Genomic DNA, 15,011 nt, shown 5'->3' with positions numbered 1-15,011 from the left:
CATCCTGTCTTGCCTCACACCCTTTGTTCCAGGTGGCAGCCATGATCAACATCGAAACGCCAACCTACTACACGGCGACCAAGAAGTACGACCTGCACTTCCCCGACCTGCAAGCCGACCTGGAAGCGGATGTCGTGGTCATCGGCGGTGGCTTTTCCGGTATCAACACGGCGTTGGAGCTGGCCGAAAAAGGCATCACCAACACCGTCGTGCTGGAAGCGCGCTACCTGGGCTTTGGCGGCACCGGTCGCAACGGCGGGCAGATCATGGCGGGCATTGGTCACGACCTGGAGAAGATCAAGCAGGATGTCGGCGAAGCGGGCCTGCGCTCGATTTTCGAAATCAGCGACCTCGGTGCCGACATCATCAAGGCGCGTATTGCCAAGTACGGCATCGATGCAGACTTCTGCCACGGCTACGGTTACATGGGTTTCAACCGCCGTCAGGCCGCCACCCTGCGCAGCTGGGAAACGGCGTTCAAATCCCTCGGTTCAAAACACGAAATCCGCTTTCTGGACGGTTCCGATGTCCAGCAGATCATCGGTTCGAAGGCCTACAGCAGCGCCCTGCTGCACATGGGCGGTGGCCACGTGCACTCCTTGAACCTGTTGCTGGGTGAAGCCCAGGCGCTGGCCAGTCATGGCGTAAAGATCTTCGAATACAGCCCGGCCCTGGAGGTGTCATACGGCGAACGGATCACCGTGCGCACCGCCAAGGGGTCGGTCAGGGCAAGCAAACTGCTCTGGGCCTGCGACAGCTTTCTCAACAAACTGGAACCGGAGCTGCACAAGAGCACGATCAACACCTATGCGTTCCAGATGATGACCGAGCCGCTGCCAGACGCACTGATCCAGCGTATCAGCCCCATCCGTGGTGCCTACAGCGACATTCGGCCGATCATCGACTACTACCGCGTAACCCGCGAAAACCGCCTGCTGTTCGGTTCGGCCACACCGTTCATCGAGCACATCCCGCTTGACCTGAAAGCCTGGAACCGCAGGCTGATGCTCAAGATCTTTCCGTACTTGAAGGACGTCAACATCGACCTGGCCTGGGGCGGCCCAATGGCGTGCAGCCCGAACCTGTTCCCGCAAATCGGCACCCTGCCCGGCCGTGCCAATGCGTTCTTCGTACAAGGCTACTCAGGCTTCGGCGTCACCCCCAGCCACATCATCTGCAAGGTGTTGGCCGAGGGCATGAGCGAAGGCTCGGCGCGCTACGATTTGATCAGCTCGGTCAAACGCACTCAGGTGTACGGCAAGGATCATTTTCGGCCGCTGCTGCTCAGTGCCGGTAAGAGCTGGCACCAACTGTCAGGCTTCTGGTCTGGCCGCCGTTAACCCCCGCCTTGGACGATAACCGCACCATGCCTGCCTGCACCAAAGCACTCGGCCAACACTGCCTGCACGCCTTCAGCCAGCAGGTCCCGGCGTCACTGGGTGCGTTCTATCGCATCGACGCGCAGCTGCAGGCCTGTGACTTCCAGTTGCTGGGCATGCAAGCGCCCATGCACCACACCTACCTGGAACACTACCGTCACCTCGACCCACTGCAACCCAGCAACTGCCTGGCCATCGGCCTGCCGGTGGTGTCGCTGCGCCAGGGCCTGGCTCACCACAGTGAGGCCAGCGGTCGCCTGTACCAACGTTTCCTAAACCAGCATCAGGTGGTGGATGTGGTCGAGGTGATTGCCCACGTCGAAGGACGCCCCGCCGCCGGCCTGTCGCTGTTGCGCTGTAGCGGCCTGGGGCTGTTTCAGGCGCACGAGCTGCAAAGCCTGTTGCCGCTGCACGGCCTGATGCAACTGGCGGCGCATCAGCTGCCCAGCGCACCAAGGGATGATCGCCTGCAACGGTTGACCCCACGCGAACGCGAGATCGCCGTGCTGTTGCGGGAAGGCGTGAGCAACAAACAACTGGCACGCCACCTCGACCTTGGCCTGCCAACGGTGAAAACCCACCTGATCAACCTGTTCCGCAAGGTCGGCGTGAAAAACCGTACCGAGCTGGTCGGGGCACTGTTCCTCCCAGAAAACGCCAGGACTCAACCCTCTGGTTGATACCGCCGTGCGCCAGCGGGATGCACCATCACTGCATCTTCCATCGCACGAGCAACCGCCATGACTACTCCACACGCCGAATGGATCACCGTAGGCGCCCTGGCCGAGGGTTTTGCCCCCGAAGCATTTATCCTGCCGCAGCTCGCCGAACTGGCCGGCAAGCAATTCAACCTGTTCTTCGCCAATGGCTGGGAAATCACCCACCGTTTCGATGCCGAACAGGTGCACTGGAGCGCCGCCGACGGCCACTCCAGTGGCAGTGCCAACTACCGCGCGACCTCCATACGCCCGGGGATCTACCTGGTGGATTTCCTGAAACATGAGCACGGCCAGGACAGGTCGATCTCACTGGTACTGGACACCCTGACACACTCCTTCACCGCCGTTATCGGTCGCCTGCCCCGCGAATCGGAAACCCATGAGGGCCTTTACCACCTGGCCCTGGCCGGCAAGAGCCTGACCCGCGTGGACGCACAGTTTTTCCACGGCAGCCTGGACACGCCGTGGCGCGATGGCGGCTGCCCGCATGCCCCGACACAAGAGCTGGTCGGTATCCGCAACCGCTACCGCTATAGCCCGACCGAAGTCTACGAACACATCTATCTGAATGAGCACTACTACGCTTGGCAGTGCCTTGAAGGTGTCGAGCAGGGTCTGTGCGACACCGACCGCGCTCACTACTACAAGATCGCCGATGAACTCTACCTGTTCGTCTGGCGCGAGAAGATCGTGCCAACACTGGGGCTGGTGATGATCGACCTGAAAAACCACCGCAGCGACGGCAAGATCTTTGGCTATGCAGGTGGCAGTTTCGACGAACTGTCGAACTTTCCGGTGTCCTCCTACTGCAACCTGATCAACATCACGGTTCACGCGCATGACTAAGACGATCCTGATTACCGGTGGTGGAACCGGGATCGGTGCTGCCTGCGCCCGACGCCTGGCCGACCAGGGCGCCAATCTGGTGCTGGTCGGCCGTCGCCGGGAAGCGCTGGAACAGGTCGCGGCCGCAACCGGCGCACAGGTACTGGTCGGCGATGCTGCCAGCAGCCAGGCGTGGGTCGGTTTCATCGAACAGATCCGCAAGCGCTTCGGTGGCCTCGACGCACTGATCGCCTGCGCCGGTGGGCACGGCCTCGGCGCGGCCCTGGACACCCACGATGACGCCTGGCATGCAGCACTGCGCAGCAACCTCGACAGTGCCTTCCACAGCGCTCGCGCCTGCCTGCCGCTGTTGATCGAGCGACGCGGCAGCATCGTCCTGATGGGATCGATTGCGGCCCTCTCGGCCGGCCCGCAGGTGTGCGGCTACACCACCAGCAAGCACGCGCTTATCGGCCTCAACCGGTCACTGGCGCGTGACTACGGCCCGCTGGGCGTGCGAGTCAATTGCATCTGCCCTGGCTGGGTGCGCACCCCCATGGCCGATGAAGAAATGCAGCCCCTGATGCAGCACTACCGCGAAGACCTGGAAGCTGCCTACCGCCGGGTGACCGCCGATGTGCCGCTGCGACGCCCGGCCAGTGCCGACGAAATCGCCAGCCTCTGCCAGTTTCTGATCAGCGAGCAAGCCTCGATCATCACTGGGGCGGTTATCCCTGCAGACGGCGGCTCAAGCATCGTCGATGTGCCGACGCTGGCCTACACCCATCTGGAGGGCGCCTGATGAGCACTCACTTCGACTTCAAGGGGCAAACCGTGCTGGTCACCGGTGGCGCCCAAGGCATTGGCCGCAGCATCGTCGAGGGCTTCGCCGCCAGTGGTGCCAAGGTGGTGATCGCTGATCTCAACCTGGTTCAGGCACAAGCCCTGGCGGCTTCATTGCAGGCCGAAGGCCGAATGGTCGACGCAATCGGCATCGACCTGGCAAACCCTGACGCAATCTTCAGCCTGCTCGCGGGCCTTGAGCGGCTGGATGTGCTGGTGCATAACGCGGGCTACTTTCCGCTGACACCGTTCAACCAGATCACCCCAGAGGTTCTCCAGCGCACACTGGCGGTGAACCTCTCGGCATTGTTCTGGCTGACCCAGGGCGCCCTGCCGCTGTTCCAGCGCCAAGGCGCCGGCACGGTCCTGGTGACCTCATCGGTCACCGGCCCACGGGTCGCCTTTCCAGGGTTGAGCCACTACGCTGCGTCCAAGGCTGGGGTCAACGGTTTCATTCGCAGCGCGGCATTGGAGCTGGCCACCTTCAACGTGCGAGTCAACGGGGTCGAGCCGGGCATGGTGCGTACACCCGCTATGACCAACCTGGGCGACGAATCCCTCAATGCGCGCATTGCCCAAGGTGTTCCCCTGGGCCGCCTGGGCGAACCGCAGGACATCGCCAATGCCATGTTGTTTCTGGCCTCGGAGCGCGCCGGCTACATCACCGGGCAAACCCTGATCGTCGACGGCGGTGCAACGCTGCCTGAAACCCAGGCCACCGCCCCACAACAACCCTGAGCGACGCGCGGCCATGTCGGCAGACGAACAACTGCCGGCACTGGCCGCCGGGATCAAGGGCACTGGCAGCCACGAACAAGACTTGCCCCCCACAACAACGCGCTAATAGCCCGTCGCCAGCCAGCAAGCGACGACGATCTTGTCTGAACAAAAAACGCAGCCGTCCGTGCTACGAAGAAAAAACGAGGGAGAGTCTCATGGGAAGAAAAGTTCACCTGTTGCCGTTAATACAGGCCATCGGCCTAGGCGTCGCCACACTCGCCGCCAGCCAGACCGCCACGGCTTACGCACTGTATGCCGACGACGACACGCACCTGAACGCCGACTTTCTCGCGGTCTATGGCCTGTTCAACAGCCGAAAGAACTACGACGGCACATCGGGTGGCTCCACCTGGCGTGAAGGCTTCATCAAGTACGGCGTCAGCGGCGATCAAGGGCTGGGCGGCAACGGTACGGCCTACGGCGCACTCAACTGGGTCAGCTCTGGCACGTGGGGTGACGGCGACGCGGCCGGCAACACCGACGGCTCCGAACGCACCACCAAGATTGAAGACGCGTACCTGGGCTGGCGTTCGGCCGATCTGTTCCCTGTGCTGGGCAAGGACGGCGTCGATGTCTCCGCTGGCCGCCAGGTGGTCAAGATCGGCAGCGGCTTCTTGATTAACGACGACGGCCCGAACCTGGGCAACGGCCCGGCTGACGGCGCGCTGAACCGTGGCGGAGCCTACTACCTCGCCGCCCGCCATGCCTTTGACCGCACCGCCGTACTGCGCCTGGGTGGCAAGGACGGCCTGCATGGCAGCATGCTCTGGCTCAAGTCCAACAACCGCGCACAAGCCGAGACCGAACTGGCCGCCGGCACCCTGGACTACACCGCTGACGTCGGCACCCTGGGCCTGACCTGGATTCATGGCCTGGGTGTCACTGATCAATGGGCCAGCGACTTCCAGAAGCAGCGTGATGGCATGGATGTCTACAGCCTGCGGGGCGAAGGCAACGCAGGTATCGAAAACGCCAGCTTCGCGTTTGAATACGCCTGGGAGGACAAGGACGCAGGCGCCGAAAAAGCCTGGTACGCCGAAGCCGGCTACACCTTTGCCGATGTCGCCTGGGCACCGAAGTTGACCTACCGCTACAGCCGTTACTCCGAAGGTTGGGACCCACTGTTCAACGGCCTGAGCACCGGCTACGGCACGTGGTTCCAGGGTGAAGTGGCCGCCAACTACTCCGGCCCGTTCAACAGCAACACCGACGTGCACCACGTGGGCCTGAAGGCCAACCCGCTGGAGAACGTCACCGTCGGCGCACTGTACTTCGACTTCAACACCCTGCACACACGCAACGCCCTGAACCTGGACGCACGCGAGCTGGACCTGTACGTCGAATGGGCAGTCAACGAACACCTGGTCATCAGCCCTCTGGTTGGCCTCTACCAACCCAAGAAGGATGAGACCAACGGCGGCAACCAGGTGGGCGGCAACGGCACCAACGTCTACAGCCAGCTCACCGTGGCCGTTCCGTTCTAACGGCCCACATCACATGACCACCGCGTCCATCGAGCGGTGGTTGCTTCAAGCGGGCGGGGCACGCTGCAGGCCAGCGAAGCCTGAACAAGCCGGGCTGGATAAAAACCGCAAGAAGCGCCATCCTCCACGCCTTTTCAAGCGCCGCCCTCGCGTTACGCGCGTATACCAAGGAACAGCCCCATGCACACCCAACCCCTCGATGCCGCTGACTTCACGTTTATCGAAGACACCTTGCTGAAGTACGGCGACGATCACTCGGTGCTCAACCCCTCCGAGCTCGACGGTTACTTCACCGCGCTGGTCTCCAGCCCTGTGCAGGTGGATATCGCCGAATGGTTCCCAGCCATCTGGGGCGGGCAAAACCCGGACTGGGAAAGCCCTGAGGAATGCAGGCAGTTCATTGAATTGAGCGTACGCCACATGAACACGCTGGCCACCCAATTGGCCCTCGACGTGCAGGCCTTCAAGGCACGCTTTGAACAGACCGAACACCAGGGCGAGGCACTCACCCTGGCTGAAGAATGGTGCTTTGGTTACCTGCGCGGGGTAGCGGTGGGCAACTGGCCCGAGCTGCCAGCACCTCAAGCCACACTGTTCCAAGCAATCAGCACCTGTGCCGAACAAGACAACTTTGAACTACCGGTGGACCTGGATGTGGCTCAACACCGCCTGCTCGTAGCGGCAATCGAACCGGCTGCCTGTGCCCTGCATGACTACTGGGCCGCTCAGCGCCAGGGGTGACCGGCTGCGGCAGTGCTGTCAAAGCGCTGGAGCGCTCTGCATCAAGGCGCTCCAGACCAACTTGATCTCCTGAGCGGGGTCCTCATGGCACTGCAGAATCAGTCCTTCGACCAGTGAGGTGAATACCCTGGCCAGCATGCTGCGTTCCAATGGCACCTGCTTGCCGGCCTGGTTGAAGATACGCTCGATCAGCACACCTAGCGCTTCGCTGTGCTGCTTGTGCAGCGCGTGATAATGCGGTGCGAACGTTGTGTCCCGGGCCGCGAGCAATTGCAGCTCGACATCAATGATCACGCAGGCTTTGTTGTGCTTGAGGCTGTCTATATACAGGCTCAGGCCATGTTCAAGCGCTTCTGCGCTCTCGCTGGCATTGACCGTCGCGCTCAAACGCTCGATTTCCGCCCCCTTGAACCGCTGGGCCAGGCACAGCAACAAATCCGCCTTGCTGGAAAAGTTCGAAAAAAAAGCACCTTTGGAAAAGCCGGCTGTTTCGGCAATATCGCTGACACTTGCAGCGTGAAAGCCTTTGCTGACCATCAATTCAAGAGCCGCCTCAAAAAGCTTCTCGCGCGTGATGTGCTGCTTCTCTTCCCGCCCCATCCTTTTTTTGATCACGCTTGAACTCCAGCCCCAACCCCCGGGGCACTGCACATGTGCCAGGAACGCTCGGCACCTCACCCAATAGCGTGGAACCGGCCCTTTCGCCGCGCATGATAACGCATTGATCAATAGCGCAGTCGTGCAGCCCCTGGAACCGCGGGTTACAAAAACCGATTGATATTCAGATACCAACTGGTATCCAATAGCCACCATCGACCACCTTCACAGGCGACGACCTAGCTCCCGTCCACTGGCCAGTACCATGGCGGGATCATCCAGAACATGCAGGAAGCAGGACATCACCATGGAATGTGCATTTGTCACCGGTGCAACGGGCTTGTTGGGCAACAATACTGTTCGCGCCCTTCTAAACCGCCACATCAACGTAAAAGCCCTGGTCCGCTCGGCAACCAAAGCGCGGGTGCAGTTTGGCGACTTGCCAGTCGAATGGGTCGAAGGCGACCTGCTGAACATCGACACGTTTCGCCAGCATCTGCAGGGCTGTGACGCCCTCTTCCATACCGCCGCCTATTTTCGCGACAGCTACAAAGGCGGAAAGCACTGGCAGCGGTTATACGACACCAACGTCCTGGGCACCGAACGCCTGCTGCAAGCCGCTTATGACGCGGGCATCCGCCGTGCCGTACATGTCTCATCAATTGCCGTGCTCAAGGGCGAAAAGGGTGAGCTGATCGACGAGAGCATGTCCCGCCCCGAGCAGGAAGCCGACGACTACTACCGCAGCAAGATCCTCAGCGAAGCAGTCGTGCGCACGTTTCTTGCCAGTCATCCAGACATGTTCATCGCCATGGTCCTACCCGGCTGGATGTTCGGTCCCGGCGACATCGGTCCGACTTCGTCAGGGCAGTTCCTGCTCGACTTCATCGCTCAGAAACTGCCGGGCACACCTCCGGGCAGCTTCTCCGTGGTCGATGCAAGGGACGTCGCCGAACACCAAATCGCAGCGATCACCCACGGACGCAGCGGTGAACGTTACCTGGCCGCTGGCGTGCACATGGAAATGGCCCGTCTCGTCGAAGAGGTGGCTGCCATCAGCGGCGTCCAGGCACCAACGCGCAAGGTGCCACTGTTCATGCTGCGCCTGATTGCACTGCTCTACGAAGGTTACTACCGCTTGACTGGGAAGCCGATACTGCTCAGTCGCTCCACCGTCAAACTCATTGCCGAGGAACAGGACCGCACCCACTTCAGCCATGAGAAAAGCCAGCGCGAGCTCGGCTGCCAATTCCGTCCCGTAGCGCACACCCTGCGTGACACCTTGCAGTGGTACCTCGACAACGGCTATCCCTCACAGGGAAGTGCATGATACCCATGCGCGATCAAACGGCCCCGCTTGTCCTCAATTTATCCGCGCAGACTGAAAACCGCGCCCTCACCCAGTGCTAGCGCATAGACAAGAAAAAACCCGCCCCTCTACGAAAAAGCCCCGCAGACGTTAGCCTGCGGGGCTCTTGAAGCCTGAAACTCAAGCAGCACACTGCAATGCTCAGCCGATTGATGCGGGGACCATTATCCCAGTCGCCGCCTGAATTCTTCCCTTTGTTTCCATGACCACCTGAATGGTCATAGTCCTGGCTGCTGTGCGGATTTCCCTTACCACCTCCTTGCCCCTTCCCGTTACCGGGATCGGCCAATGCAGTCGCTGAACCGGATACCAGCGCAACACAGGTAACAACTGCAATCAACGAGCAAGATCTGAACATATCCGTACTCTCAGAAAATGATGTTCCTCAGGAATGTAGACGCTCCAGATGATTTTGGCTCCATGAGCATTCCATCGCAGGCAAGCCTGCATCCCACAGGAAATGCACAGGCCGTTGCATGTGCATTGTTCTTGACCAAAGAACCCGTGCAGTGTGGTTAGCGGGCTTTTTCTTGGGCGCGAGGATCAACGACTACGACGCAGCGCCTTCGACTTCACCGGATTTCCTCTGGCGCTTTTGCTCATACATTGCCCGGTCTGCAATAGTCAGGGCCTCGGAGATACGGACTGCCTTGTTGGTAACAGCAAGCCCACAGGAAGCCTTGATCCCCTCCTCCTCAAGCGCTTCTTTAATTCTCTCGCACAGCGCTTGACCGCCAGACAAGTCGCAATTGACGCCAATGATGCCGAACTCATCACCGCCCAGTCGGGCAACGATGTCGTCAGCCCTGGACGCCTTTTGCAGGGCAGAAGCTGCACGCTTGATCAGCGCATCGCCGGCTGCATGGCCATGGCTATCGTTAACAGCCTTCAGTTCGTCCAGATCGACGACTATCACAACGGAGGACTGGCGGTAACGCTGGTAACGCGCCTCTTCCTTGGCAAGAAGCTGGACCCATCCCGCGCGGTTGTAGACCCCCGTCAATGCATCGGTAAGCGCTTGAGCCTGATACCGCTCAGCCCGTCGCTCTTCCTCGTCGACCCTCAGTTCCATCTGCAGAATGGTGCTGAGCATCTCGCCCACCAACTCAATCAGCTCCTGATGTTCGGAAATGCTATCCGGCTTGGACTCAGGGTCGATGCCACACAAGGTCCCAAACAGGCGTCCATCGGACAGCAGGAGTGGCACGCCGATGTAGGCACCGATTGGTATTTTTCGACCAATTTCAGCCGCCGCATACGCGGGTATCTGACGTGAGTCCGAAGCAACATTCGGCCCAAACCCTTTGACCATTTCACTGCAGAAGGAGTCGTCCCAATTGAATACATCGCCAGGAACGACGCCATAACCTTGATCGTCACTGTGTAAGACCGTCCAATCGTTACCCTCGGTTCGGGTCACCATGCACAGCTGGAAGCCAAGTATTCGGCGTAAAAAGGCCAGTGCTCTTATCGACACACTCTCAAAATCATTCATGGCATGCCTCAAGAAATAACCAGACAACGGACGCCATAGGAGGCAACCCCACAATAGCCATCGTTGGACATAGCCCGCGATTATAAAGTTAAGCCCTACTTTGTGGCGGGTTTTCATGCCTGCCACTTGGACCCGTACACATGCACCATCCGTCTATTGAAACGCACGGGCATTGACCACCCGTAGACCGGATAGCCCACCCAGCCTGCCCGGCCTATCGAACGCTACTTCTGGCTGAGCGCCGCAATCGACACGCCTGACGCCACAAAGGTCAAACCCGCCCCCACGTTCAGCCCATTGACGAGTCGTGGTCGCTGACGCAGACACTGGGATAGCGTAGTGGCAAACACCCCCATGAGCGCAAAACCCACCGCCGTCAGCGCAGCGAACCATATGCCGTACACCAACATCTGTACGGTCACTGAACCACGTTGCGGATCGACGAACTGCGGGATGAATGCCAGCACGAACAAACCCGGTTTGGGATTGAGTGCAGCAGAGAGAAAACCTGTGAGGAAAATGCTCGGCAGCGATTGCCGGGCGGCCGGTCGAAAACTGATCAGGCTGCGAGAACGCAATACCTTGATACCGAGCCAGAGCAAGTAACCTGCGCCTAGGAGCTTGATGAACCAGAACGCGACCTCCGAGGTCTGCATAAGCAGGGTCAACCCCAACGAGGCGGCGGTCACGTGGAACAGAATCCCCGCACCAGAAGCCAGACCCGAAACGATGGCAGCCATACGGCCTTGGCTGAGCCCGCGGCCAATGGCCAGCAGGTTATCCGGGCCGGGGGATGCCACTAACAGCAAGCAGGCAGCGGTATAGGCAAGCCAGGTATCGAGTGGAAACACGGTAATCATCCTTGAACGTAATAGAGGCATCAGGCCTGTCAGGGGTATTGTTGCACGCAAAACGCTCAAATCAAGTAAGGCTCGAACAGACGTCGCACATCCACACGTGCCTTCAGCTTCGCGGCCAACAGATACAACCCTCCCACCTTGCGATGCAGAAACAGTACATCCACTGGGGGGGCGCCCCAGAAGTCGCGGTCAGTACCCAGTTGCCACCCCGCATCACGCAAACGCAAGGCGAGGTCAGAGGTCGCAAAGTCATAGACACCTTGATGCCGCAGTGGCTCGCAGGCTTGGGCGATCAGGTCCGTCAGCAACACTCTGTGTTTGGGCAGGGTTTCAGGTCGAAAGTAACCGACGTCCAGCGCGGCCTCGCCAATGGCGGCGCGGTCCTCACGCAAGCCTGCAATCAGCAAGCGGCGATAAGCCTCAGTGCTGCTGCGGACATAACGGCGTGTAGCGCCGAAGTCGAGCAACACCATCTGGCGGGTGTCTCGCTGATAACGGTAGTTGGCAAAGTTAGGATCGGTCTGCACGCACTGGAACTCGAACACCTCGCGCAGCAGCAGGCCAAACAACAACGTGATGACCCGGTCACGCTCGGCCTGAGGCGCGTGTTCAAGTGACTCCACCGCGACCCCGTCGATGAAGGACATCACCAGAATGGTTGACGAGCTGAACTCGGCATACGCGCAAGGAACCAGAAACTCAGGGCTGTCGGCCAGCAACTGATGAAAGTGCCGTAAATGCTCGGCCTCCTTGAGGTAATCCGCTTCATCCTGTAGCTGACGCTTGGCCTCTTCGAGCAGAGGTGCAACGTCACTGCCTTTAGGTAGCAACCCGGAGATACTCAGCAACGTGGCGACGTTATCGACATCGCTGGCAATACTCTCACGCACACCTGGATACTGCACCTTGATCGCCAGGCGTTGGCCATCTTTGCTTTGCGCAGCATGAACCTGGCCGATGGACGCCGCCGCCAGAGGGGTGAAGGAAAAACGTTCGAAACGCCCTTCCCACCCCTTGCCCCAGCTTTCGTTGAGCACTGCCACCAACTGGCTCATGGGCATCGGATGCGCGTCGGAGCGTAAACGAGAAAGGATTTCGCTGAGCTCACGCGGCAGCAAATCACCTGCATCCATCGATAACAACTGCCCGACCTTCATGGCTGCGCCACGCAGTTGCGACAACTGCTCGACCACCCGCCGCACATTGCCTGGCGTCAACAGCAGATCACTGAACGCCGGACGTTTGCCTTGCGCCAACTGCCGAGCACCTTCAGCCAACATACCGCTCGCGACACCCGAGGCCAAACTGCCAAAACGCATCAGCCGCGACAAGCGACTGCCCGGCACAGGAGACGAGCCGGGCTCCCGCGGTTTCACGAGTTGATCGCCATGACAACCGCGCCAAGCAGGAGACAGACGCTCGCGACGCTGGTTAGCCGCAATCGCATCGGCAGGTACCAGGCAGGCAAACTCACAACCTGCAGCAGGTGCCGGTCCTGCCAGAAGTGGACGACAAACCCGACGACCAACAACAAACACCCCCATGACAGTGGCAGCAACGTGGCAGCCCAAGCGATGAGGGCCGGAATGATGCTCCAGATGAACCGATCACGGCGCTGCTCGATACTCATGCCTTGCGCGGTCATGGCAAACCCCCAATGCAAAGCACCCACAAAACTCAGGATGACCGCGCCATACGTGACCAACGCCGTCGCCCACAAGAGCCGATGCTCAGAAAAGCCCAGGATCAGCAGTGCCAGACCAATAAACGGCAGCAAGCCGCCATACCCCAGTAAAGCGACATGCCTTGGCGGCGAGGTCAGCGACAATACGTTCATTTGAATTCCTTCCAGTGGCAGACATTTAAGACTGTAGGCCCAAAAGCCCTGACGTGATTCCAATGCTGCTCCTGCAATCCAGTGGCGCGCGAGCGCCACGATCCACTTGCACAGGTACGGGATCAACGTTGAGAGACACAACCTTGGCCCGCCTCAGCAGCCACAGAACACACTGTCAACCCGCCGCCTGATTGATGGCTGTATGCCCCAAAAAACACAGGTCTGTCACTACTGGGCACCGGGCTCTCTTGCTAACGTACCGTTCCACTGTTTTGAATGGACTCCCCATGCGCCTCAAACTCTACCAAGTCGACGCGTTTACCTCTGAAGTCTTCTCCGGCAGTCCGGCAGCCGTAGTGCCCCTTGAGTCTTGGCTTCCCGTAGAGGTGATGCAATCCATTGCCATTGAAAACTCGCTTCCGGAGACTGCGTTCTTTGTTCTTAACGCACACGGGCAGTATGAGATTCGCTGGTTCTCACCACTCACCGAGATCGACTTCTGCGGCCACGCAACCTTGGCCAGCGCTTTTGTGCTGTTCAACCTACCAGGTGCTTCCAAGTCCATCACCTTCTGGGCCAAGGCGGTGGGAGAGATCCCGGTGACGCAGTTACCAAGCGGTGAGATCGAGTTGAATTTTCCTGAGCTCGCTCCGCGTCCGCTGGTTGATGTGCCCGCCCAGTTGCGGGAAGGCCTTTCGATCATACCCAGCGAATACTGGGTCAACCGCCAAGCCTACTTTGCCATCTATGCCGATCAACAGCAGGTCGAGACCGTAGTACCGCAGCTCGACAAATTGATCGAATTGGGCCCGCGTGATGTGGTGGTCACTGCACCGGGTGAGCAATACGACTTTGTCTCGCGCTATTTCTGGCCCGCCAACGGCGGTGACGAGGATCCGGTCACCGGGTCCATTCATGCGGGGTTGGCGCCATTTTGGGCCGATCGTTTGAAAAAAACGCGATTGTCAGCATTGCAGGCCTCACGTCGTCGCGGTGTATTGGACTGCCGTGTTGAGGAAGGCCGGGTGTTTGTATCGGGGCATGCCGTGCAATATCTGGAAGGGGTAATCAGCCTGTAAACAGGCTGGTAAAAGCACTGCGATTGCCGAAAAGCAGCCGTTCCGCGCCACAAAACAACAGTATCGCCAATTGTGGCGCGGAAGCGTGGGCATCTGTGCAAACACGAAGTGCTGAGGATCTGCCAGAAACGCAGACTACTTGAGCTGCAACCGAAGGTTGTTCAAGTGTTCAAGGGAGGCCATCTTTTCCGCTGTGCCCGCCGGGCCATCGCTACCCATGATGGAGGAATATGCATCCTCGTACACCTTCGCAACAATCTGGGCATTCTCGGAGTGTTTCAGAAAAGCCATCAGAAGGTGTTCTACCGCATCGACTTGCGCTTGATTCAGGCTCACAACAACCTCCTTGACCCGGCCCAATGCCGGTTACCCGTAATACCCCATCCACCTTCAAATTACTACCCGGGTGAGCGGCAGAGGACTGTTCCGCAATGGCGCTTGATGCCTGAATTTCAGCCCTCTCCGGCGTCCTGCCGAACGATCATCACTTCAATTATCCCCAACAGGGATATCAAATAGACATCACCGTGATAGCCTTGGCGACTCCACTTTCAAGCGTCAAGGATCGAGAATGAAAAAGCTTATTCTGGTTGCGGCACTGGCAGCGTTTGGACCCGCCATGGCCTTTGCATCCAGCAATGTTGGCCAGTGCGTTTACCCTAAAACGACCGTTGCCAAAGATGGAAGCCTCACGTTCAAGCAACAGGTTGTGATTTTCAGCGAACCTAATGCTCAGGCTGGCAATTCTGTCCTGAAGACGTTCAGCGCGTTCACTATTGGCGCAGAAGCAAACGGCTTCGTGCAACTCCTGACCGTTCCTGATTACGATGCCGCGGACCCGGAGCGCGACGCAGGTAAAGTGTTTGGCTGGGCAAAGATGAAAGATTTCGACTTCCAGGCCCTGCGCAACTGCACCTGATTGACGCTCGGCTCAGCCAGGTGCTTACGCCTGGCTGAGCGAAACACTCCCCTGGCAGCTCCGTTCAGGATGGCTAACCTGGCT

Annotated in this window: 16 protein-coding genes and 1 pseudogene; 10 read left to right on the top strand and 7 right to left on the bottom strand. The window is 59.5% G+C overall.

Going from position 1 to position 15,011, the window contains the following annotated elements; all coding sequences use genetic code 11:
- Window positions 1-41 precede the first annotated feature (41 nt).
- The 7 genes from IE038_RS04535 (at window position 42) to IE038_RS04505 (ending at window position 6,771) form a co-directional block, all read left to right on the top strand.
- A complete protein-coding gene (locus IE038_RS04535; protein ID WP_189395217.1) occupies window positions 42-1,340 on the top strand; it encodes an NAD(P)/FAD-dependent oxidoreductase in 1,299 nt (432 codons plus the stop codon).
- 26 nt (window positions 1,341-1,366) lie between these two features.
- Window positions 1,367-2,059 carry a helix-turn-helix transcriptional regulator gene (locus IE038_RS04530; RefSeq protein ID WP_163938699.1) on the top strand — a complete coding sequence of 231 codons (693 nt, stop codon included), beginning with the start codon at window positions 1,367-1,369 and terminating at the stop codon, window positions 2,057-2,059.
- Between the two features lie 60 nt (window positions 2,060-2,119).
- Entirely contained in the window at window positions 2,120-2,944 is an 825-nt protein-coding gene (locus tag IE038_RS04525) for a molybdenum cofactor biosynthesis F family protein (protein WP_163938702.1), read from the top strand.
- Entirely contained in the window at window positions 2,937-3,725 is a 789-nt protein-coding gene (locus tag IE038_RS04520) for an SDR family NAD(P)-dependent oxidoreductase (RefSeq protein ID WP_189395216.1), read from the top strand. Before IE038_RS04525 ends, IE038_RS04520 begins: the two co-directional genes overlap by 8 nt.
- On the top strand, window positions 3,725-4,504 hold the full coding sequence (locus IE038_RS04515; protein WP_189395215.1) for an SDR family oxidoreductase: 780 nt from the start codon (window positions 3,725-3,727) through the stop codon (window positions 4,502-4,504). The genes IE038_RS04520 and IE038_RS04515 overlap by 1 nt, the downstream gene beginning before the upstream one ends.
- 197 nt (window positions 4,505-4,701) lie before the next feature.
- A complete protein-coding gene (locus IE038_RS04510) occupies window positions 4,702-6,030 on the top strand; it encodes an alginate export family protein (RefSeq protein ID WP_163938705.1) in 1,329 nt (442 codons plus the stop codon).
- Between the two features lie 180 nt (window positions 6,031-6,210).
- Window positions 6,211-6,771: a UPF0149 family protein gene (locus tag IE038_RS04505; protein WP_163938707.1), complete on the top strand. Its 561-nt coding sequence runs from the start codon at window positions 6,211-6,213 to the stop codon at window positions 6,769-6,771.
- An 18-nt stretch (window positions 6,772-6,789) separates the two neighbouring features.
- Here IE038_RS04505 and IE038_RS04500 read toward each other — a convergent pair whose 3' ends face one another.
- Window positions 6,790-7,386, bottom strand: coding sequence for a TetR/AcrR family transcriptional regulator (locus IE038_RS04500; protein ID WP_163938710.1), 597 nt, complete (start codon window positions 7,384-7,386; stop codon window positions 6,790-6,792).
- 289 nt (window positions 7,387-7,675) lie between these two features.
- On the opposite strand from IE038_RS04500, the gene IE038_RS04495 reads away from it, so the two are divergent.
- Window positions 7,676-8,698 (top strand): SDR family oxidoreductase, encoded by a 1,023-nt coding sequence (locus IE038_RS04495; protein ID WP_163938714.1) that lies wholly within the window; start codon window positions 7,676-7,678, stop codon window positions 8,696-8,698.
- A gap of 175 nt (window positions 8,699-8,873) precedes the next feature.
- Here IE038_RS04495 and IE038_RS24415 read toward each other — a convergent pair.
- The 5 genes and pseudogenes from IE038_RS24415 to IE038_RS04475 all read right to left on the bottom strand — a co-directional run.
- Window positions 8,874-9,095: pseudogene (locus IE038_RS24415) on the bottom strand (anti-virulence regulator CigR family protein); the annotation flags it as partial.
- A gap of 192 nt (window positions 9,096-9,287) precedes the next feature.
- Window positions 9,288-10,232: a sensor domain-containing diguanylate cyclase gene (locus IE038_RS04490; RefSeq protein WP_189395214.1), complete on the bottom strand. Its 945-nt coding sequence runs from the start codon at window positions 10,230-10,232 to the stop codon at window positions 9,288-9,290.
- A gap of 224 nt (window positions 10,233-10,456) precedes the next feature.
- Window positions 10,457-11,083 (bottom strand): LysE family translocator, encoded by a 627-nt coding sequence (locus tag IE038_RS04485; protein ID WP_163939596.1) that lies wholly within the window; start codon window positions 11,081-11,083, stop codon window positions 10,457-10,459.
- Window positions 11,084-11,148: 65 nt separating this feature from the next.
- A complete protein-coding gene (locus IE038_RS04480) occupies window positions 11,149-12,468 on the bottom strand; it encodes an ABC1 kinase family protein (protein WP_229775619.1) in 1,320 nt (439 codons plus the stop codon).
- Window positions 12,465-12,929, bottom strand: a complete 465-nt coding sequence (locus tag IE038_RS04475) for a DUF3429 domain-containing protein (RefSeq protein ID WP_189395213.1) — start codon at window positions 12,927-12,929, stop codon at window positions 12,465-12,467. Before IE038_RS04475 ends, IE038_RS04480 begins: the two co-directional genes overlap by 4 nt.
- 287 nt (window positions 12,930-13,216) lie before the next feature.
- Here IE038_RS04475 and IE038_RS04470 point away from each other — a divergent pair, with 287 nt between their 5' ends.
- Window positions 13,217-14,008, top strand: a complete 792-nt coding sequence (locus IE038_RS04470) for a PhzF family phenazine biosynthesis protein (RefSeq protein WP_163932481.1) — start codon at window positions 13,217-13,219, stop codon at window positions 14,006-14,008.
- Window positions 14,009-14,143: 135 nt separating this feature from the next.
- On the opposite strand, the gene IE038_RS04465 is transcribed toward IE038_RS04470, so the two are convergent.
- Complete coding sequence (locus IE038_RS04465; RefSeq protein WP_163932478.1) at window positions 14,144-14,344, bottom strand: hypothetical protein; 201 nt, start codon at window positions 14,342-14,344, stop codon at window positions 14,144-14,146.
- A gap of 235 nt (window positions 14,345-14,579) precedes the next feature.
- Here IE038_RS04465 and IE038_RS04460 point away from each other — a divergent pair, with 235 nt between their 5' ends.
- Window positions 14,580-14,927 carry a hypothetical protein gene (locus IE038_RS04460; protein WP_163932484.1) on the top strand — a complete coding sequence of 116 codons (348 nt, stop codon included), beginning with the start codon at window positions 14,580-14,582 and terminating at the stop codon, window positions 14,925-14,927.
- Window positions 14,928-15,011 lie beyond the last annotated feature (84 nt).

This window comes from Pseudomonas laurentiana (assembly GCF_014648275.1).
GTDB classification, from domain to species: domain Bacteria; phylum Pseudomonadota; class Gammaproteobacteria; order Pseudomonadales; family Pseudomonadaceae; genus Aquipseudomonas; species Aquipseudomonas laurentiana.
Note: the sequence above shows the minus strand (reverse complement) of the source record. Positions and strands in the feature narration are given on the sequence as shown.